General features: G+C 60.6%; 16 protein-coding genes and 1 pseudogene. 8 read left to right on the top strand and 9 right to left on the bottom strand.

Going from position 1 to position 19,430, the window contains the following annotated elements:
* The first annotated feature begins 166 nt into the window (after positions 1-166).
* From AC3WRD_RS22360 to AC3WRD_RS22350, 3 genes are read left to right on the top strand one after another with little or no spacing between them, the layout of a single operon-like run.
* Positions 167-826: a paraquat-inducible protein A gene (locus AC3WRD_RS22360; protein WP_102621192.1), complete on the top strand. Its 660-nt coding sequence runs from the start codon at positions 167-169 to the stop codon at positions 824-826.
* Positions 813-1,436 (top strand): paraquat-inducible protein A, encoded by a 624-nt coding sequence (locus tag AC3WRD_RS22355; RefSeq protein WP_011335949.1) that lies wholly within the window; start codon positions 813-815, stop codon positions 1,434-1,436. Before AC3WRD_RS22360 ends, AC3WRD_RS22355 begins: the two co-directional genes overlap by 14 nt.
* Positions 1,429-3,732, top strand: a complete 2,304-nt coding sequence (locus AC3WRD_RS22350; RefSeq protein ID WP_102621193.1) for a PqiB family protein — start codon at positions 1,429-1,431, stop codon at positions 3,730-3,732. Before AC3WRD_RS22355 ends, AC3WRD_RS22350 begins: the two co-directional genes overlap by 8 nt.
* A 69-nt stretch (positions 3,733-3,801) precedes the next feature.
* Here AC3WRD_RS22350 and mksF read toward each other — a convergent pair whose 3' ends face one another.
* Genes mksF through mksB form a run of 3 tightly spaced genes read right to left on the bottom strand, consistent with a single transcriptional unit; the run spans position 3,802 to position 8,607 of the window.
* Entirely contained in the window at positions 3,802-6,642 is a 2,841-nt protein-coding gene (gene mksF / locus AC3WRD_RS22345; protein WP_102621194.1) for an Mks condensin complex protein MksF, read from the bottom strand.
* Complete coding sequence (gene mksE, locus AC3WRD_RS22340) at positions 6,639-7,340, bottom strand: Mks condensin complex protein MksE (RefSeq protein WP_047599132.1); 702 nt, start codon at positions 7,338-7,340, stop codon at positions 6,639-6,641. The genes mksF and mksE overlap by 4 nt, the downstream gene beginning before the upstream one ends.
* Positions 7,330-8,607, bottom strand: coding sequence for an Mks condensin complex protein MksB (gene mksB, locus AC3WRD_RS22335; protein ID WP_173861360.1), 1,278 nt, complete (start codon positions 8,605-8,607; stop codon positions 7,330-7,332). The genes mksE and mksB overlap by 11 nt, the downstream gene beginning before the upstream one ends.
* A gap of 231 nt (positions 8,608-8,838) precedes the next feature.
* On the opposite strand from mksB, the gene AC3WRD_RS22330 reads away from it, so the two are divergent.
* Together AC3WRD_RS22330 and rimI are read left to right on the top strand one after the other, a co-directional pair.
* Complete coding sequence (locus AC3WRD_RS22330; RefSeq protein ID WP_102621196.1) at positions 8,839-9,591, top strand: energy transducer TonB; 753 nt, start codon at positions 8,839-8,841, stop codon at positions 9,589-9,591.
* The gene (rimI, locus tag AC3WRD_RS22325) at positions 9,584-10,036 is read left to right on the top strand and encodes a ribosomal protein S18-alanine N-acetyltransferase (RefSeq protein ID WP_102621197.1); all 453 of its coding nucleotides are present in this window, start codon (positions 9,584-9,586) and stop codon (positions 10,034-10,036) included. Before AC3WRD_RS22330 ends, rimI begins: the two co-directional genes overlap by 8 nt.
* Before the next feature lie 46 nt (positions 10,037-10,082).
* On the opposite strand, the gene AC3WRD_RS22320 is transcribed toward rimI, so the two are convergent.
* Complete coding sequence (locus AC3WRD_RS22320) at positions 10,083-10,490, bottom strand: serine kinase/phosphatase (protein WP_102621198.1); 408 nt, start codon at positions 10,488-10,490, stop codon at positions 10,083-10,085.
* A 141-nt stretch (positions 10,491-10,631) separates the two neighbouring features.
* Between AC3WRD_RS22320 and can the strand changes: the two genes are divergently transcribed.
* On the top strand, positions 10,632-11,276 hold the full coding sequence (can, locus tag AC3WRD_RS22315) for a carbonate dehydratase (RefSeq protein WP_096822671.1): 645 nt from the start codon (positions 10,632-10,634) through the stop codon (positions 11,274-11,276).
* 8 nt (positions 11,277-11,284) lie between these two features.
* Here can and AC3WRD_RS22310 read toward each other — a convergent pair whose 3' ends face one another.
* The 5 genes from AC3WRD_RS22310 to AC3WRD_RS22290 form a co-directional block, all read right to left on the bottom strand.
* Positions 11,285-11,809: an SET domain-containing protein-lysine N-methyltransferase gene (locus tag AC3WRD_RS22310; RefSeq protein ID WP_102621199.1), complete on the bottom strand. Its 525-nt coding sequence runs from the start codon at positions 11,807-11,809 to the stop codon at positions 11,285-11,287.
* Positions 11,810-11,989: 180 nt separating this feature from the next.
* Positions 11,990-13,162: a hypothetical protein gene (locus AC3WRD_RS22305; protein WP_102621200.1), complete on the bottom strand. Its 1,173-nt coding sequence runs from the start codon at positions 13,160-13,162 to the stop codon at positions 11,990-11,992.
* A 119-nt stretch (positions 13,163-13,281) separates the two neighbouring features.
* Complete coding sequence (locus AC3WRD_RS22300; RefSeq protein WP_102621201.1) at positions 13,282-14,982, bottom strand: acid phosphatase; 1,701 nt, start codon at positions 14,980-14,982, stop codon at positions 13,282-13,284.
* Positions 14,983-15,131: 149 nt separating this feature from the next.
* A complete protein-coding gene (locus tag AC3WRD_RS22295; RefSeq protein ID WP_102621202.1) occupies positions 15,132-15,452 on the bottom strand; it encodes a hypothetical protein in 321 nt (106 codons plus the stop codon).
* A gap of 150 nt (positions 15,453-15,602) precedes the next feature.
* Complete coding sequence (locus AC3WRD_RS22290) at positions 15,603-17,021, bottom strand: short-chain fatty acid transporter (protein WP_102621203.1); 1,419 nt, start codon at positions 17,019-17,021, stop codon at positions 15,603-15,605.
* A gap of 200 nt (positions 17,022-17,221) precedes the next feature.
* Between AC3WRD_RS22290 and AC3WRD_RS22285 the strand changes: the two genes are divergently transcribed.
* Both AC3WRD_RS22285 and AC3WRD_RS22280 read left to right on the top strand, forming a co-directional pair.
* Positions 17,222-18,535 (top strand): MFS transporter, encoded by a 1,314-nt coding sequence (locus AC3WRD_RS22285; protein ID WP_102621204.1) that lies wholly within the window; start codon positions 17,222-17,224, stop codon positions 18,533-18,535.
* A gap of 117 nt (positions 18,536-18,652) precedes the next feature.
* Positions 18,653-19,429: pseudogene (locus AC3WRD_RS22280) on the top strand (PAS domain-containing protein); the annotation flags it as partial.
* Position 19,430 lies beyond the last annotated feature (1 nt).

The raw sequence follows: 19,430 nt of genomic DNA, 5'->3' as shown, positions 1-19,430 counted from the left end.
TAGGTCATCGTCAAGATTAAATTCCGAAACCCCAATTGCGAAAGCAGTTGGGGTTTTGTTTTGCCCGCGGGAAAGTTTTTGCTCGCCGTCGGCGAACAAATTTGCACAGTTATTTTCGAATCAGAACACTAGAATAGATCCCAACTTTTTCGGAGTCAGAGCCCTTATGTCAGATTCGGTTGACGCCCCCGGGCTGTCAGAATTACCGCTGGATGACTTGGTGGCCTGTCATGAGTGCGATCTGCTGATGCGCAAGCCCAAGCTTGCCCACGGCGAAAAAGCCCTCTGCCCACGTTGTGGCTACGAACTGTACGCCCACCGCCATAACGTGGTGCAGCGCAGTCTAGCCCTGGTCATTGCCGCACTGCTGCTCTACGTGCCGGCGAACTTTTTGCCCATCATGCAGCTCAATGTTCTGGGGCAATCGTCGCAGGACACTGTCTGGAGCGGTGTTATCGGCCTGTTCAATACCGATATGCGCGGCGTTTCAGTCGTCGTATTCCTGTGCAGCATGGCGATTCCACTGCTGAAACTTCTGTGTCAGTTGATGGTGTTGCTGACGATCAGTTTCAACATCGGGCGCAGTTATGGGCTGTTGCTCTACCGTATTTATCACCACCTCAAAGACTGGGGCATGCTTGAGGTCTACCTCATGGGCGTCCTGGTGGCGATCGTCAAACTGGCGGACATGGCGGCCATCACCGTGGGCCTCGGTCTGGCGTGTTTCATCGGCTTGTTACTGGTTCAGGTCTGGCTCGAAGTGGTGATGTCACCGCACCAGATCTGGCAGGCGTTATCAGGAGAAGATGCCCATGCGGGCGATTGATGCGGGCATTCTGATCTGTACCGAATGCCACGAACTGAACAGGCAGGATGCCGACAGCGATGTGCAGACCTGCACCCGATGTGGTGCGCTGGTTCATGCGCGGCGCCCGAACAGTCTCGCGCGTACTTGGGCGTTGCTGATCACTGCGGCGATTATCTACATCCCGGCCAACGTACTGCCGATCATGACAGTCAGCTCTCTGGGCCAGGGTGATCCGAGCACGATCATGTCCGGTGTGATCCAGTTGGTGCAGCACGGCATGATTCCGATCGCTGCCGTGGTGTTCATCGCCAGTATTTTGGTGCCGACATTCAAACTGGTGGGTATCGCGCTGTTGCTGTTTTCGGTGCAGCGCCGCCAGCCCTTGTCCGCACGTCAACGGATCTGGATGTACCGCTTCATCGAGTTCATCGGCCGCTGGTCCATGCTCGATATTTTCGTGATCGCCATTCTGGTGGCGGTCGTCAACTTCGGCCGGCTTGCCAGCGTCGAAGCCAATCTTGGCGCCATCGCCTTCGCCAGTGTGGTGATTCTGACGATGCTCGCCGCTGTCACTTTCGATCCCCGACTGATTTGGGATAACACGGAGTCGGACGCCGACCATGACTGATTTGCCTGTAGCGAAAACCCGACCGGCTTCGAACTGGTCTGCCATTTGGGTACTGCCCCTGATTGCCCTGATCATCGGCGGCTGGCTGGGATGGCGTGCCTACAACGAAACCGGCATCGAGATTCAGGTGCGCTTCGAAAGCGGTGAAGGTATCCAGGCCAACAAGACCGAAGTGGTCTACAAAGGCATGCCCGTCGGCAAGGTCAAAGCCCTCAAGCTCGACGACGAAGGCGGCACCAAAGGCGTGATCGCCACCATCGAAATGAACAAGGATGTCGATCAATACCTGAAGACCAGTACCCGCTTCTGGCTGGTCAAACCGAGTGTGACACTGGCTGGTATCACCGGTCTGGAAACCCTGGTATCGGGTAACTATGTCGCGATCAGCCCGGGTGAAGGCGAGCCGACCCGCAAGTTCAAGGCCCTGGCCGAAGAGCCGCCGCTGTCGGACTCCAAACCCGGACTGCACCTGACGATCAAGGCTGATCGCCTGGGTTCGCTGAACCGTGGCAGCCCCGTGTTCTACAAGCAGATCAAGGTTGGCCAGATCAAGAGTTACGTGCTGTCGGAAGACCAGAGCACTGTCGAACTCAAAGTGTTCATCGAGCCGACCTACGCCAAACTGGTGCGTAAACATACGCGCTTCTGGAACGCCAGCGGCATCAGCATCGACGCCAACCTGTCCGGGGTGAAAGTGCGCAGCGAATCCCTGGCCAGCATCGTCGCCGGCGGTATTGCCTTCGCTACGCCGGAGAACCGCAAGGACAGTCCGCCGACCGATCCGAGCCTGCCGTTCCGCCTCTACGAAGACTTCGATGCGGCCGCCGCCGGCATCCGCGTGAAGGTCAAACTCAGTGATTTCGAAGGTCTGCAGGCCGGGCGTACCCCGGTGATGTACAAGGGCATTCAGGTCGGTAACCTGAAAGCGCTGAAGATCGATCCGGATCTGTCCAGCGCCACCGCTGAATTGACCCTCGATCCTCTGGCTGAAGAGTATCTGGTCACCGGCACCCAGTTCTGGGTGGTCAAGCCGTCGATTTCCCTGGCCGGCATCACCGGTCTGGAAGCGTTGGTCAAAGGTAACTACATCGCCGTGCGCCCAGGCGACAAGGGCGGCGCTCCGCAGCGTGAGTTCGAAGCCCGGCCGAAAGCGCCGCCGCTGGACCTCCGTTCACCGGGTCTGCACCTGGTGCTGTTCACCGATACGCTCGGCTCAATCGATGTCGGCAGCCCGATCCTCTACAAGCAGGTCAAGGTCGGCTCGGTGCAGAGCTATCAGTTCTCCAAGACCCGGAAGCAACTGGTGATCGGCGTCCACATCGAGAAGGAATACGAAAACCTGGTCAACGCCTCGACCCGGTTCTGGAACGTCAGCGGGGTCACGTTGACCGGCGGCTTGACCGGCGGCATTCAGGTCAAGAGTGAGTCGTTGCAGACCCTGATGGCCGGCGGCATCGCGTTCGAAACGCCGCAAGCCAAGGCTCCGCTGCAGAAGCGGATTCCGCGCTTCCGTCTGTTCGCCAATCATGATGACGCGAATCAGAAGGGCGCGGTGATCACCATCAAGGTCGACCGTGCCGACGGTTTGCGCAGCGGCACGCCGATTCGCTTCAAAGGCCTGGATGTGGGCAAGATCGAAAGCGTCGACCTGACCGATGACCTGCAATCGGTGATCCTCACCGCGCGCATAACAGAAGTGCCGGAGAAGATTGCCCGGGTCGGCAGTCAGTTCTGGGTGGTCAAACCGGAGTTGGGGCTGATCAAAACCTCGAACCTGGAAACCCTGGTGACCGGCCAATATCTCGAAGTGCAACCGGCGGCCAAGAACCTCGGCCCGCAGAAGAACTTCGTGGCGTTGGACAATCCGCCAGAGTTGGCCAAGCAGGAAGCAGGCTTGAGCGTGGTCTTGAGCGCCGCTCGTCGCGGTTCGCTCAAACCGGGTGTGCCAGTGACTTACCGCGAAATCACCGTGGGTAAAGTCACCGGTTATGAACTGGGCCAGACTGCCGATCGGGTACTGGTGCACATCCTGATCGAGCCGAAGTACGCGCCACTGGTACGTAGCGGTAGCCGCTTCTGGAACACCAGCGGTGTCGGATTCGATATCGGCCTGTTCAAGGGCGTGACGGTACGCACTGAGTCTCTGGAAACGGCGATTCAGGGCGGTATCGCCTTCGCCACGCCGGACGGTGAGCGCATGGGCAACCCGGCTCGGGCTGAACAGACCTTCGCGCTGTTCGACAAGTTCGAAGACGAATGGCTGACCTGGGCGCCGAAAATCCCCCTCGGCAAATAATCCCGAGCCCATGAAAAAGGGCCGCGATCCAATGGATCGCGGCCCTTTTTTGTGCCCGTCAGTTACGCATCAAACCGCATCCAGCTCCGGCTCGTCCGCTTCGACATTGACGGTGGCTTTCACCACATCGTGACGGCGGATGTATTTCCAGTCCGCCTCGTCGATGTAGATGCCGGCCGGGCCGCTGCCGCCTTCCAGGTCGATGGCGACACTGGCGCAGACCTGCGGCTTCACGCTCGCCAGAATCGGCACGAAGCCCAGTTGCAGGCTGGTTTCCAGCAATGCTGCCTGGTTCTTCTCGTCGATGTCCGCCGCCTCGTCGAGGTAGTACGGCAGGCGCACGCGACCGGCCAGGTCGCGATCCATCAAGTGCAGCAACAAGTACATGTTGGTCAGCGCCTTGATGGTCATCGTGGTGCCGTTGGACGCCGCGCCATCGATGTCGGTGTGGATCACCGGCTGGCCGTTGACCTTAGTGATCTCGAACGCCAGTTCGAACAAGTCCTTGAGGCCGAGCTGGTTGTGGTTCGCCGCCACCAGACGCGCCAGGTATTCCTTGGCCTCTTCGTTCTTGTTGTCCTGTTCCGCGCTTTGGCTCAGGTCGAACACCGACAGGGTTTCGCCTTCTTCGTACTGACCGGCGCTGTGGATGATCTGGTCGATGTGCTTGAGCGCTTCCTTGTTTGGCGCGAGCACGATGCGGAAGCTCTGCAGGTTGGAGACCTGACGCTTGTTGATCTCGCGGTTGAACAGCGCCAGTTGGTGCTCGAGGCTGTCGTAGTCGCTGCGGATATTGCGCAGGGTCCGCGCGATATCGGTCACGGCTGCGCGACGCGCCTTTCCGAGGGTCAGGGCTTCGTCGGTACGGTGCGCATAAGCGTTGATCAGCAACGACAGACGGCGCTCCATGTCGTCTTCGCTGTCGAACTTGGCCACGCCTTTGAGGCGCACTTGCGCGTACAGCGCTTCGATCTGGCCATCGGCACGCAGCAAGCCTTGCCAGCTGTCCTGATAGTCATTGAGCAGCGGCAGCAGGTTGTCCATGGAGTCGTCGACCGGATCCATGAACGGCGTGCCGAATGGCAGATCCGCCGGTAGCAACTGACGGCGACGCAGGGCATCGTCGAGGGTGCGTTGCTTGGCTTCCATGTCGGCGATCTGGCGGCCGACCAGTTGCAGCTTGGCCGACAGTTGCTGGACGCGCTCGGTGAACGCATCGCTGGAACGCTTGAGTTCGTCCTGCGCGGCTTCCATCTGCGCCAGTTGCTCCAGCTTGTCGCCTTCTTCGGCGCTCAGAGTCTGGGTGCGGCGGAAGTCTTCCAAAGCTTTCTGCGCATCCAGCACCTGCTGGTACAGCGCTTCGGTCTGGGTCTTGCTCGCGGCGCGGTCGGCGGCCACGGCTTGCTGGGTTTTCAGTTGCTTGAGTTCTTTTTCCAGACGCTCTTTCTGATCACGCAGCGCGGCACGGTCGGCCAGCGCTTGCAGGGCCGGCGGCTCGATGTGCGAGATGTCGATCGACAGACCCGGCACTTCGAAACGCTCGCCCTTGAAGCCGTCGAGGATCAGCTCGACCGATTTGACCCACTCGCCGTCCTCGTCGAGGGTGATGCCGTGTTCGCCCAGCGGCAGGCTGAACAGCGCGCTGTTGAACAGACGCATCAGGCGTTCGACGTCCTGTTGCGAGAACTCTTCACGCAGGCGGGCGTAGCTGTTGTTGTCGGCGTGATCGAGTTGCTGTTTCACCGACTTCAGGCGTTTTTCCAGATCCCGCAGACGTTCTTCGAGATCCTCGGCGCTGAATTGACGGGACTGCGCCAGCGCACCGGCGAGTTCATCGTGAGCATCCTTGGCGGCCAGCAGTTGCTGCTCCAGTACCTTGACGTCATCGACCAGCGCAAAGCGGTTTTTCAGCACCGACAACTCACCGAGCCAGCGCTGGATGCCGGAGATTTCCCGCTCCAGACGCATCAGCTCCTGGGTGCCACCGCGCTGATCGTTTTGCAGATCGTCCTGCTCGCGACGGTAATGTTCTGCCTGGATCGCCAGTTCTTCTTTGCGCGCACCGGCGTAATCCGACCAGGTGCCGAGCAACGAATCGAGCAGTGGCGACAGGCGATGCAGCTTGCCGCGCAGCACGTCGCGCTGTTTCACGCCGTTGGCCAAGGCTTCGACCAGCGGGCCGGCCGCAACCAGCGAGTTGTAGTCCTGTTCCATGCGACGCACGTCGCGGAAAGCTTCTTCGCACGCGGCGATGTAATCGACGCTGCCGGAACGCAGGCTGTGTTCGAAGGCATCGAGGAACAATTGCTTGAGCTTGGCTGCGGTGATTTCGCGCATGTGCAGCAGGTTGATGAACAGCGCGCGGAAAGTCTTCAGGCTCTGCTCGCTGGTGGAGCGCAGCGGGATCAGGGTCAGATCCAGCGGGATCGACGTATGACCGCCAACCAGCAAACGGCGCAGTTCATCAGGCTTGAGTTCGTAGGCTTTCAGGCCTTCCTTTTCAAGGTTGCTGAACAGTTCTTTCTGACGCAGGCAGGTGTCGTTTTTCTGGTAGTGCGCCAGATCGAGCTTGCCGGCGTAGGCAAAGAACTGGTGACCGAAACCGCCACCCGGGCCGCGACCGACCACGCCGATCACGTGCGGGCCGTGGGGCAGGTTCACTTCGACGAGGATGTAGCTGGTGTCGGAGGCAAAGTAGAAACGCCGGGATTGTTCCAGGCTGTACTTGCCGAAACTCATGTCTGACATGCGCGCCAGGATCGGGAACTGCAAGGCGTTGATCGAGGCGGATTTACCGAGGTTGTTCGCGCCGTAGACCGATAGCGGTTCTTCCAGCGGAAACAGGCCGAGGCTGTAACCGGCGGTGTTCAAAAGGGCAAAGCGGCGGATGCCGTAGCGTTCCTGGCTCATGCGTCGGACTCCTGTTCTTCGGCAATGGCGCGGGCCAGTGCGTCTTCTTCGCTCTCTTCCTCAAATTCGGAGAGATCGAGTGGATCGTCGGTCTCGAGGAATTTGGCCTCGGCCTCTTCGTCGATCAGCACCGGTGCCGGCAGCGGCAGCACGCTGTGAACGCTGGCCGCCAGATCGCGGTCCTGCTGAACCGACAGGCAGACGTCGAGGAAGCGGTGCATCGGCGGCAGAAAGCGGTACACGCCGTTTTCTTCACTGGCGAAGCCAAGCTGGGTCATGCGGCGCATGATCTTTTCTTCGAGCTCTTCAACGGTCTGTACTTCGGCCTGGATGAACAGGTCGCGGTACTTTTCCAGCAGCGACGGCAATTCTTCGCGGCCGAGGCTGCCGCCGTCGAGCACAGCGATCGGATCGCGGCCCTGATCGGCCAGATGCTCGACGAGGATGAAGGTGAACAGCGCCAGGCGCTGAGCGGTCTTGTTCACCGCCGCTGCTGCCATGTCCGGCACGAAATAGTAGAAACCACGGGTGTCGCAGACCAGTTCGAAACCCAGTGCCTTGAACAGCGTGCGGTACTGGTCCTGGAAGTTCGACAGTTGCGCGTACAGCTCCGGATCGCGGCGGCTGACGTGGTAACCCTTGAACAGCTCGCGGAAGATCGGCGCGAGTTGCGACAGTTCGGAAAGATCAAGATGCATTGGGGATGCTCGCAGAATCCTCGGCGGCGGTCTCGCCGGCCGAGAGCAGGGCGAAGGAGCGCAGGCTGACCTGGTGCTCGTGTGTGTGGTATTCGCGGCGTTCCAGACGCTCGCGCTTGAAGCGTTTTTCCCGCGACAGGCGCGAGAACCAGTAAAGCAATTCGTCGGTCGCGCCGTCCGGTTCCTGCTCCAGCAGCCAAGTCATCAGATCCGGCATTGGCAGGGATTCTTCGCAACGGTCGACCATTTCGCGCACCGTGCGCGGTGCGCGCGGGGCTTCGCCTTTCTGTGTCTTGTGCGCCTTGGGGAAGCGCGCCGGTTTCGGCTCGAAACGGGCGAGGGCGTAGACGTAGGCCTCGACCTGACTGGCGCTGCCAAGGAAGGTGCTTTGCGGCCGGGTGAACAGCGGCATCGCGGCTTGCGGTACGGCGTCGATGCCTTTGCGGCGGATCGCGGCCAGCGCCAGCGCAGCACCACGGGTCACGGCGTTGTGCCGGCGAGCTTCTTCACGCAACGGCAGCAGCAATTCCCGGGCATGACGCAGGGTCAGCTGGGCGCTGGTCTGCATCTCGAGGATGCGCGCGTGGGTGCGCAGCAGCATGTCGTCATCGACCAGATGGCCGAGGCGCTGCTGTTCGCTGAGCATCTTCAGCAGCACGGTTTCGACCTTGCGTACGCCTTGTTCGAAGGCGCCGTCGGCGTTCACCAGATCAATCATCGGCTCGACGTATTCGTCCCAGGTCGCCAGTACTTCGGCGTAACGCTGACGCAGCGGAATCTGCCGGTCGCTGGTCTTGGCCCGCTCGGCCACGGCCACCAGTGCCTGTTCGTCATTGTCGAGTTTCTTCAGAACGTCGCGCACGCGCATGTCGAGCAGGCGCAGCTGACGCGCCAGATCATTGCCGTCGCGAATGTCGAACGCATCCTGGATGTAACCGGCCAGACGCTCGAGGTGACGCAGGTAAGCTTCGATTTCCAGGCACAGGCCGAGTCGGTGTTCCCGACGCAGGTAGGCGAGGAAGTCGTGAATCTGCGCGTTCAGCTCGAAACGGTTCGGGCTTTTGGCCACGGGCACCAGAATGTCGAGGCGAATCCACACGTCGAGCAGACTGGTGATGTCCTGCGGCGTGCTGTCCAGTTGTTGGGCGGCCAGTTGCGTGCGCAGTTCGTTGAGGCTCAGGGTGCCTTGGTCGAAGTGCTCGCACAGTGGCTCCAGAAGTGCCCAGTGTTCAGCGAGGGCGCGCAAGACGCGCTTGGGTTCGATCATCGGAATGGCCGGCTGGTTGGCGATTAAAAGCCGCGATTGTACTGCATCACGCGGGATGCGATTCACTCTCGGGACGGGCTGTCGCTTTTCTTTGCGTCAAGGTATCGGTCAAGACTATCGATCAACAGCGGGCGATCTTGAGCGAAGGGCGGTAGAATCAGCGCACTTCAGTTATCCACAAGTGGCCGACCCTTGCTAATCGAGTCCCGCCGCCGCGCCTATTTGAACGCCATGCAGGTGGTCAACTGGCTGCCGCGCACCGAATTGCCCTTTGCCGCGCCGTCACGGCCCGAGCTGCTGGACGTTGCCGAGCCCGAGCCTGACGTCCCGGTGTTCGTGGCACCTGCACCGCAGGCCGATGCGCCGGTGCAGCCTGCCGCGCGTCCGGTCGAACGGCCGAAGATCGAGGTCCCGCGACCTTCGCTGGCCAGCACCCGCGCGGGCGCCAAGCCGGTGGAAGAAGTCGACGAAACGCCTGTGGTGGTCAAACCGGCGCCGGTCCCGCCACCGCGTTTTACTCTGCAATTGCTGCGGGCCGGTCGTTGCCTGTTGCTGGTGGAGTTACCCACAGGCGATTCTTTCCAGTCCCGCGATCCGGCGTATCTGTTGCTCAAGGACATGCTGCGCGCCGCCGGTCTGCCGGATGCGCCGCAGATCGTCGGTGATCCGGTGCGCTGGCCATTGCTGGTGCGCGGCACGATGGATCAGGGGCCCGAAGCGGCCCGAGATTTCGTCCAGGGTTTCCTGTCGGTTCAAATGGAGGCGGCGCCGTGCGCCTGCCTATGGCTGATCGGCCTGCCAGCGGTGCGTTTTGCCGGCGAAGCGGATGCCGAAGCGTTCAACCGCGAATTGCAAATCGAGGGTCTTGGCCTGGCGTGGGCCGTGCCGGGGCTTGAATTGTTGATGGAAGAGCCACAGCGCAAGGCCGCCGTGTGGCAAGCCATGCGTCGGCTGATGGCGCGCTGGAAAGAATCGAATGAGTGACGCTGTAACGTTCCGCCCGATGGTCGAATCCGATCTGGATGCCGTACTGAAGATTGAATTCGCGGCCTATAGCCATCCATGGACTCGCGGGATCTTTCTCGACGGGCTGGGCAAATACCAGATCTGGCTGATGTTCGAAGGCGAGCAACAAGTCGGACATGGCGTGGTGCAGATCATTCTGGATGAGGCGCACCTGCTCAACATCACGGTCAAACCGGAAAATCAGGGCCGGGGCCTTGGGCTGACATTGCTCGAACACCTGATGTCTCGCGCCTATGCCGCGGATGCCCGGGAATGTTTCCTCGAAGTGCGCGACAGCAATACCTCGGCCTTTCGCTTGTATGAGCGCTATGGCTTCAACGAAATCGGCCGGCGCCGGGATTACTACCCGGCGGTGGGCGGGCGTGAAGACGCCGTAGTCATGGCCTGCACCCTGGTGGATTAAGCGTTGATCGCCATCGCGGGTCACCCCGCGATGGCGTTCTTTCAGGTCATCCGCGCTTGCCATCCATCGGATCGCGCCGTGCCATTTCCGCTTCATCCAGCCCGTCCCCGCCGCCAATGTCGTCCTCATCGACAATGCTCAAGTCCCAATCCGCCTGATTGCCTGATCCTGGCTCGTCCGCATCCCGCGCGCCGTCCTCGTGGATCAGGGTTTCCGGGCTCAGATCATCGTCGGTCGGCTCGTGGTCAGATACCGAAGCACCGGTCAGGCCCGCCTCACGCACCCGCTCGCGGGGCATCAGCTGTTCACGCTCGGTTTCCGGCAGTTCGTCGCCGATCCTTGCGCTGGGCTGTTCGTCGTCGAAGTCCAGCTCATGCACCGATCCCATGCGGTCTTCGTTATCATCGATGGGCTCCGGCTGCACCGCATCGAAGGGACGTCGTGAATCAGTCATGGCAAATCCTCATACTGTGGGCCTTACTGAGGTGGACTCACCGGGCACACGAGAATTCCAACGAAATCACTTGCGATCCTTTCGTGACCCCGACGGACGGTTGTCTGTCAAAGCAGCGCATCTTTCTTGAGGCCTTACAGCATGCATGACTTACAAGACCTGATTGATAACAACGAGCGTTGGGCTGACGCGATTACCAAGGAAGACCCGGATTTCTTCGCCAAACTGGCCCGCCAGCAGACGCCGGAATATCTGTGGATCGGTTGCTCCGATGCGCGGGTGCCGGCCAACGAGATCGTCGGCATGCTGCCGGGCGATCTGTTCGTTCACCGTAACGTTGCCAACGTGGTGCTGCACACCGACCTCAATTGCCTGTCGGTGATCCAGTACGCGGTGGACGTGCTCAAGGTCAAACACATTCTGGTCACCGGCCACTACGGTTGCGGCGGTGTGCGGGCGTCGATGCAGGATCGCCAGTTCGGTCTGATCGATGGCTGGCTGCGGTCGATCCGCGATCTGTATTACGAAAAACGTGAAGAACTGGCCAAGTTGCCGACCGAAGAAGAGCAGGTCGATCGTCTGTGCGAGCTCAACGTGATCCAGCAAGTGGCCAACGTCGCTCACACCAGCATCATCCAGAACGCCTGGCATCGCGGGCAGAGCCTGTCGATCCACGGTTGCATCTACGGCATCAAGGATGGCCGCTGGAAGAGCCTGAACACGACCATCAGCGGTTTCGAGCAACTGCCGCCGCAATACCGTTTGCGTCCGGTAGAAGCGCAGTAACTCTCCGGTCAGCGCAAACCTTGCCGACGCCAGCTCTGCAAATAGCGCTGGCCTTCAAGATTGGGGGATTCGTCGTAGCCGACGATCCACCCGCGACAGTGTGAAGACCCGCAACCGCAGACGAACTGCCTGAGCAGTTTGTCCTCGGTGGCGGTGTAATCCATGGTCAGCCGGTCGCCGGGCTTAATGTCCCGCAGTGCCCACAGCCACAATTCGCTCATGTCGAGATAAACGTTCGGGTCGCACGAGTGTTCGAACAGTCCGAAGAAACGCGGATCGTAGATATGAATACCGGGCTGCAGTTGTCGGGTCTGCCGGCAGCGGTAAGGCAGCAGTTGACCCGAGACCCTGCACATTCGGGTGATACGCAGGAATTCCCGGCGCGCCACGACGGCGATGGACATGGCATGGCTGCCTTGAACAATTTCGAAATCAGCTCTGGAGGGGAATCCGAGGCGAACCGGGAGTCCGGCGAAGGGATAAATGCCCTCGGTGTCGCGAGGGGAGCCACTTTGCAGTGCGTAAGTGTTCATAACGTTCCTTGTCGGCCAGGTGTCGCGATTCCCGAGACTGACATCCTGTCAGTCCTTGAGCCCAAGCTTTGAATCCAAGAATCCCGTAAATGACACTAGCGGTCTACTGTCAGATCTGACAGGCGAAATAGACGCTTTCCCGAGTCAGCCAAGGCTGACACGGGAACTTCATGCGTTCGATCAGAAGTGGGGAGCCGGTGCTGCCATGGCCGGCAACGGACCGTTCAGCTGTTGCAGCTGAGTCTTGATCGTCGGGGTCGAGCAGGTGGTCGCTGCCTGCGCTGCGGTTTCGTTACGGATCGAGGTGTAGAACAGTTCGCAGGTCTTGGTTTTCTGCGTCACTTGCCAGGTCTGGGTGCAACTGTTCAGCAAGGTTTTCGGATCGGTGCCCGGTTTGCTGCCCATCCCGGCCTGCCAGCAGGCTGCGCTCAAGTCTTGCCCCATCACTTTCAAACCTGCCGCATCGGCCTTGGCCTGTGCGTCGTCGCCGGTGTAGTTGGCCGGGTCGGCGGCGTACCAGATGTAACTCGGGTGGTTGGAACCCAGCACCGGCACGTTCACGCCTGCGCTTGGGCTGATGGTGGCCAGGCCCAGTACATTCACGGTCGCGCCGTATTGCTGTTTGATCCAGTTACGCACTGGCGCGCCGAAAGCGACCATCGGCAGAGTGGCGCCTTTGGCGTTCTGACTGACTTCCTTGACCATGGTGGTCTGGTAGTCCTTGAAGTAGTCGTAGACCCCTTCCAGATCCTTGCCGGCGCTGGCGGGCGCGGCAATCGGCGCGATGTCGATGATGGTCTGATAGCCCGGCGTCTGGTCGGTGGGGATGCCGTTGTCGGTCAGCAGCGCAGCCCAGCGGTCGGTGGTGTTGGAGCGCAGGTAATCCTGGGCTTGGGTCAGCGAGTAATCCGGCGGGAAGTGCAGCAATTCGACGCTTTTACGGTTTTCCAGAGCCATGCCCAGTGGCAGGAACAGATACCAGCTGTACGCCCATTTACCATCGGCGTTGAGCTTGCTGGCGCCGGTGTAGGCCAGGTCGCCGGCATCCAGCAGCGCGGCCAGCGGCTTGTCATAGCCTTTCGGCACGCCGCTGATCTCGGCGTACAACTGATGGTTGTCGGTTTTCACCAGCACCTTGGCGTTGGCATAACCATCGCGCTGCACACTTTGAGTCAGGTAATGGGCGACAGTCTGCTCAAGCGTCCAGTTGCGAAAGCAGATCACGCTGCAATTGTTGGGATAGGCGAAGAGGCGGGTGACGCGCTCGGTGCTGCCCAGTTTCAGGTCGACATCGGCGTGGGCGGCTGCGCTCAGCGTGAGCGCAGCGAGGGTAAGTCCTGCGAGTTTGAACATGCTCAGATCCTTTTCAGCGTGGGTTCCCCGTTGGTCGGGTGCGCCACATATTGGATCAGCCGGGTGATGGCGAGAAGCCGTCAGTCACAGTTTTTTGAGCTGTACCGCAGGACCTGTCCTCAGACCTTGAAATGCAGGGCGTTGGTCAAGTCGCCCATCGGCTTCTGACCCCGGCCGGTCATTGCATCGTCACGCTGCTTGATACCCGCCAGAGTCTCCAACTGAAACACCCGGGTGATCAGGCGCAGGATCGAAGCGGTGTCATAGACCGTGTGATCCACCGTGCCTTTGCGGGCAAACGGTGAAACCACCAGCGCCGGTACTCGCGAACCCGGCCCCCAGCGATCGCCCTTGGGCGGCGCGACGTGGTCCCACCAGCCGCCGTTTTCATCGACGGTCACGATCACCACCATGTTTTTCCACTGTGGACTTTCCCGCAGCACTTTCAGGGCACGGACGATGTGGCGGTCGCCGGAGGCCACGTCGGCGTAACCGGCGTGCATGTTCAGGTTGCCCTGGGGTTTGTAGAAGCTCACGGCCGGCAACTTGCCCGCTTCGGCATCGGCGAAGAACTTGTTGGTGCTCGATTCATCGCCCAGACCGGCGTCGCGCAGGCGTTTGCTGCGCTCTTCGGGATGCTCCGGGCCTTGCTGCTGGAAGTAATTGAACGGCTGGTGGTGATACTGGAAGTTGGGGATTTTCGGGATACCGCCGGAATCCTTGTACTGATCCAGCGTCGCCTGCCAGGCACCGGCGTACCACGCCCAGTCGACGTTCTTCTTCGACAGCTTGTCGCCAATGTGTTCGTGGGTCTGGGGCACCAGGACGTTCGGCAGATCGGCTTTGGAATACGCCGGACGCTCCGGGTCGCGAATCCACGTCGGCCAGTAGGGCGGGGCGAGGGTATTGACCCCGTAACCGTCCGGAGTCAGCGCGCTTGGGCCGAACTGCGGCGGGCCGGTCATGGCGCTGGCCGGTGATTGCTCCAGCGGCTTGAGGCGTGGATCGGCCGGGTCGTCGCTTTGCAGCGCAGCGATCTGACTCTTGGCGACCGAACTGGCGACGTTCGGGTAGAACGGCGCGGTGGCACTGATCAGGTATTGGTGATTGAGAAACGAGCCACCGAAGGCGCCCTGGAAGAAGTTGTCGCACAGCACGAATTCCTGGGCCACGTCCCACAGGCGCAGGGAGTAGCGACTCTGGGCGTAGTGACCCATGGTCAGGCCTCCGGAGTCGGCCCAGGCAACGAAGCCGTCGTTCTTGCCACCGTTGATCTGCATCTGGTTCTGATAGAACACGTGCCACAAGTCGCGAGTCACCAGGCCGAGCGGCAAGTCCTCGGCGTTCGGGCCTTTGAGGGCGAAAGGCGCGTTGGGCAGGTTTTCCTGGAACTGGATCGCGCTGGGATAGGTCACGCCATCGAGAGTCTGCGGGCCGATCTGCAACACACCACCCCAGGCCGGCGGCAGGGTCTGCAGCAGGCTGCCGTCGCGGTCACGCTGTTGATAGTCGGCAGGCTTGAGCGCCGACAACGGCTTTTCGACACCGGGGAAATCACCGAACAGGTTATTGAAACTGCGGTTCTCGGCGTAGATCACCACAACGGTCTTCACCTGATCGCGCAGGGCCTTGTCCAGCTCGGCAGGCGAGAGCGGGCGCTCCTCGGGTTTGCCCGGCTGATCACCGGCATTTCCGCACCCTGCCAGCGTGGCGCCCACACCCAGGACGGCGACACCGCCGAGAAAGCGGCGACGGCTGGTGTCGGTGGGATTGTCGGATTCTGGCGAGGAGGGATCTTTGCCGTCTGTGTCGTCGTTCATGTCGAAGTCCGTTTTGCTTAATTGTTTCAGTATGTTTCGGGCGGACGCTAGCAAGGGAATGTGACGGTTGGGTGACTGTTCAGTGCACATGTAATGCAAATGGGGAGCGAGCTCACTCACTCCCGCAGATTTTCCTGTTGCTCAATCGGTCACAGAAGACGCAACGCAAGCTCGCTGCCTGCGCGTAAGTATTCGACTTGGGCCGTCACCGCGTCCTTGACGATCGCTTCGCCAGTGTCGGTCAGTCTGGCTTTCTTGGCATCGATGACGGAGGTCTGCAGCAATTGCATCGCCACATCCATCGCTTTCTGGAAAGCCGTCAGATTGTTGTGCTGACCAAACTCACGGGTAACGGCCTCCATACGCAGGTCCGCAGTGTCGCGTAGCGTGCTGTACTCGACTACGGAAACGCTGCCGTCCTGATAAATTTCACGGATCAGCTCTTCCAGCGTTTTGGATATCGGTGTCATCGGTTCTTCCTTGGACAGGGGGTTATTGATCCGAGACAAACTAAACGAAGTCGGCGATTGGCAAAGTCAGCACTGTCCCACGCGGTGTGTGGGACAGTGCAACGGGCTTTGTAAGAAGAGAATCTCTATGCCGTCGGACGGCTTCAATCGCTACGGCATCACCGGCGGCGTATACGCCAATGTCGTCCCCAGCGCCCACAGCAACAGCAGCACCAGCGGCGTGTGCACCAGCAGTTGCACGAACGAGAAGCCGATCAGGTCCCGCGCCTTCAACCCCAGCACGCCCAGCAGAGGCAGCATGTAGAACGGGTTGATCAGGTTCGGCAGGGCTTCGGCGGCGTTGTAGATCTGCACCGCCCAGCCCAGGTGATAGTTGAGGTCGTTGGCCACCTGCATCACGTACGGCGCCTCGATGATCCACTTGCCGCCTCCGGACGGAATGAAGAAACCGAGAATCGCCGAGTACACGCCCATCAGCAGCGCATAGGTGTCGTGGGAAGCGATGCTGACGAAGAAGGTCGAGATGTGGTGGGCCAGGGTCTGGGCGTCGGTGCCCTTGACCGTGGTCATCAGCGCGGCAATCGAGCCGTACAGCGGGAACTGGATCAGCACGCCGGTGGTAGTCGGCACCGCTCGCGCCACCGCATCGAGGAAGCTGCGCGGGCGCCAGTGCAGCAACGCGCCAAGCATGATGAACAGGAAGTTGTAGGTGTTGAGCCCGGAAATCGCGGTGATCGCAGGTTTGGTCGAGAACTCGTGGAACAGCCATCCGGCCGCCAGCAGCACCAGCACGATGATCAGCAGCGGACTGTGCTCCAGCCATTCGCCGGGCCGGGTGCGCGGTTGCAGGGGCGGCAGGTTGAAGGCCGGGTCGATGCCACAGGCCTTGGCATCACGTGCCGAGTTCGGACCCGGTGCGGTGGCGTAGGCGATGATGATCGAGATCACCACCAGCGCCAGCAGCATCACTCCCGACTGCCAGAGAAAAATCGTCTGGGTGAACGGAATCACCCCGGTGATCGACAGAATCGACGGCGGCAGGCTGGCGGGGTTGGCTTGCAACTGTGCGGCAGACGACGACAAGCCCAACGCCCACACGGCGCCAAGGCCCAGATAGGCCGCGGCACCGGCGGCGCGGTAATCCATTTTCAGATCGGTGCGGCGGGCGAGGGCGCGCACCAGCAGACCGCCGAATACCAGCGACAGGCCCCAGTTGAGCAATGACGCGACCATTGAGATCAGCGCGACCCAGGCCACGGCGGAGCGGCCGTTCTTCGGGATTCGCGCCAGACGATCGATCAACTTTACGGCGGGTGGCGAGCTGGCGACTACATAACCGCCAATCACCACGAAAGCCATCTGCATGGTGAAGGGGATCAGGCTCCAGAAACCGTCACCGAACGCCATGGCAGCATCGGTGGGTTTGGCACCCATGGCCAGGGTGGCCAGCGCCACGATGATCACCGCCAGTGCGGCGAACACCCAGGAGTCGGGAAACCAGCGTTCGGCAAAGCTTGAGCAGCGCAAGGCAAAGCGCGCAGAGCGGCTATCTTCGATATCAACGGCCACGGGAGTACCTCGGATTTTTATGTTTATTGTGGTCTTCGGGGCTTGGCCGGCCCGTCTGGACAGGTGCCAACAGTAAATCAACCGGCGGATTTTTGTGACCGTGTTTTGCCGAATCAGACTATGGTCTAACGGGTTGTCCATCGGCCCGTTTGCGTAGACCATGGGCGCCTTGTTTTTTGCCTGTGTCAGAGTTCTTTGCCATGACTGCCAACTCCGAAGCCCGACCGGCGCCATTCAGCCGATCCGACTACAAGACCCTCGGCCTTGCAGCCTTGGGCGGGGCGCTGGAGATCTACGATTTCATCATTTTCGTGTTCTTCGCCCTGACCCTCAGCCAGTTGTTCTTCCCGCCGGAAATGCCTGAGTGGCTGCGTCTGCTGCAAAGCTTCGGGATTTTTGTCACCGGTTATCTGGCGCGCCCGCTGGGCGGGATCCTGATGGCGCATTTCGCCGACCGGCTGGGACGCAAGAAGGTCTTCAGTCTGAGCATCCTGATGATGGCGCTGCCGTGCCTGCTGATCGGGATCATGCCGACTTATGCACAGATCGGTTATTTCGCACCGTTGCTGCTGCTGGCGCTGCGCATCCTGCAAGGCGCGGCGGTGGGCGGTGAAGTGCCGAGCGCCTGGGTGTTCGTGGCCGAGCACGCGCCGGCCGGGCATCGCGGTTACGCCTTGGGCTTTCTGCAGGCCGGGCTGACGTTTGGTTACCTGATCGGCGCACTGACCGCGACCTTCCTGGCACAAGTCTTCACTCCCGCCGAAGTGCTTGATTACGCGTGGCGCTATCCGTTTCTGCTCGGTGGCGTGTTCGGTGTGATCGGCGTCTGGCTGCGTCGCTGGCTGAGCGAAACCCCGGTGTTCATGGCCATGGAAGCGCAGCGTGAAACACGGGTCGAACTGCCGTTGCGCACGGTATTACGTGAGCATCGTCTGGCGATGCTGCCGGCCATGCTCCTGACGTGTGTACTGACTTCGGCAGTGGTGGTGTTCGTCGTCATCACCCCGACCATGATGCAAAAGACCTTCGGCATGACTGCCAGCCATACCTTTGCATTGAGTGCCCTGGGCATCGTCTTCCTGAACATCGGCTGCGTGATTGCCGGCGGGCTGGTCGATCGCATCGGCGCCTGGCGCACCGTCATGCTGTACAGCCTGTTGTTGCCTCTGGGCATCGGCGTGCTCTACACCTGCCTGATTGTCGGCGGTGACTGGGTCGGTCTGGCCTACGCCATCGCAGGGCTTTGCTGTGGCGTGGTCGGCGCCGTGCCGTCGGTAATGGTCAGTCTGTTTCCGGCCCGTATCCGCGTGTCGGGTATTTCCTTTACCTACAACATTGCCTACGCCGCGTGGGCCAGTGTCACACCGTTGCTGCTGATCGGTCTGATGCCGTGGAGCCCATGGATCTGTGTGATGTTCTGTGCGGTGATGGGCGCGGTGGGCATCGCCAGTGCGGCGTATTTCGGCTCGCGGATGCCGCGTGCAGGACATTGTCCGGTGGCTGGAACAGCCTGATTTCCCGAGGCGTAACTATTTTTGTAGGACAAGGCTCAAACGCACTTCAGAAAAGATTTCCAAGGCCGATGGTTAGGCAGTAACCCCGCTTTCCATCTAGTCCATCGGTGCTTTCCCATGTTCAACAAACGCCTCAAGCAAGAGCTGGCGGCTCTTCGTGAAGAACTCTCCAGCCTTCTGCAAGTGAAGGAGAGCCTGGAAAGCGAGATGCTGGTGCTGACCCTTGAGCCCGACGGACGGATTCAATCGGTCAACCAGAACTTCCTCAATGAAATGCTCTACAAGAGCCAGGACCTGGTCGGCCGCGCGATCGAAGACATCGTGCCGACCCATGTGAAGTCCGACGAATTTCATCACCGTTTCAAGTCTGCACTGACCCGGGGCGAGCATTTCGCCGGTGCCGTGCGTCTGTCGCGCGGCAATGGCGAAGAGGCGTGGCTGCGTTCGATCGCTCAGCCGATCCGCTCATCGGACGGACGGATCAAGCATTTCTCGATTTTCTCCAGCGACCTGACCCGCACCATCGAAGCCTCCCGCGAGCACGAGAACCTGATTGGCGCGCTGGTGCGTTCGACGGCGGTGATCGAGTTCGACCTCAACGGTAACGTGCTGAGTGCCAACGACCGGTTTCTCCAGGGGATGGGCTACAGCCTGGCGCAGATCAAGGGCAAACATCACCGTATGTTCTGCGAACCGGATGAGTACAACAGTGCCGAGTACCAGAACTTCTGGCGCCGCTTGAACAACGGTGAGTACGTTGCCGGACGATTCAAGCGCGTCGATCAGCATGGCCGGATCGTCTGGCTGGAGGCGTCCTACAACCCGGTACTCGACGCCAACGAAAAACTCTACAAAGTGGTGAAGTTCGCCACCGTGATCACCGATCAGGTCAATC

The sequence above is a fragment of the Pseudomonas sp. FW215-R2 genome, from assembly GCF_058789255.1.
The sequence above is the reverse complement of the archived record's forward strand: the minus strand, read 5'-3'. Positions and strand labels throughout refer to the sequence as shown.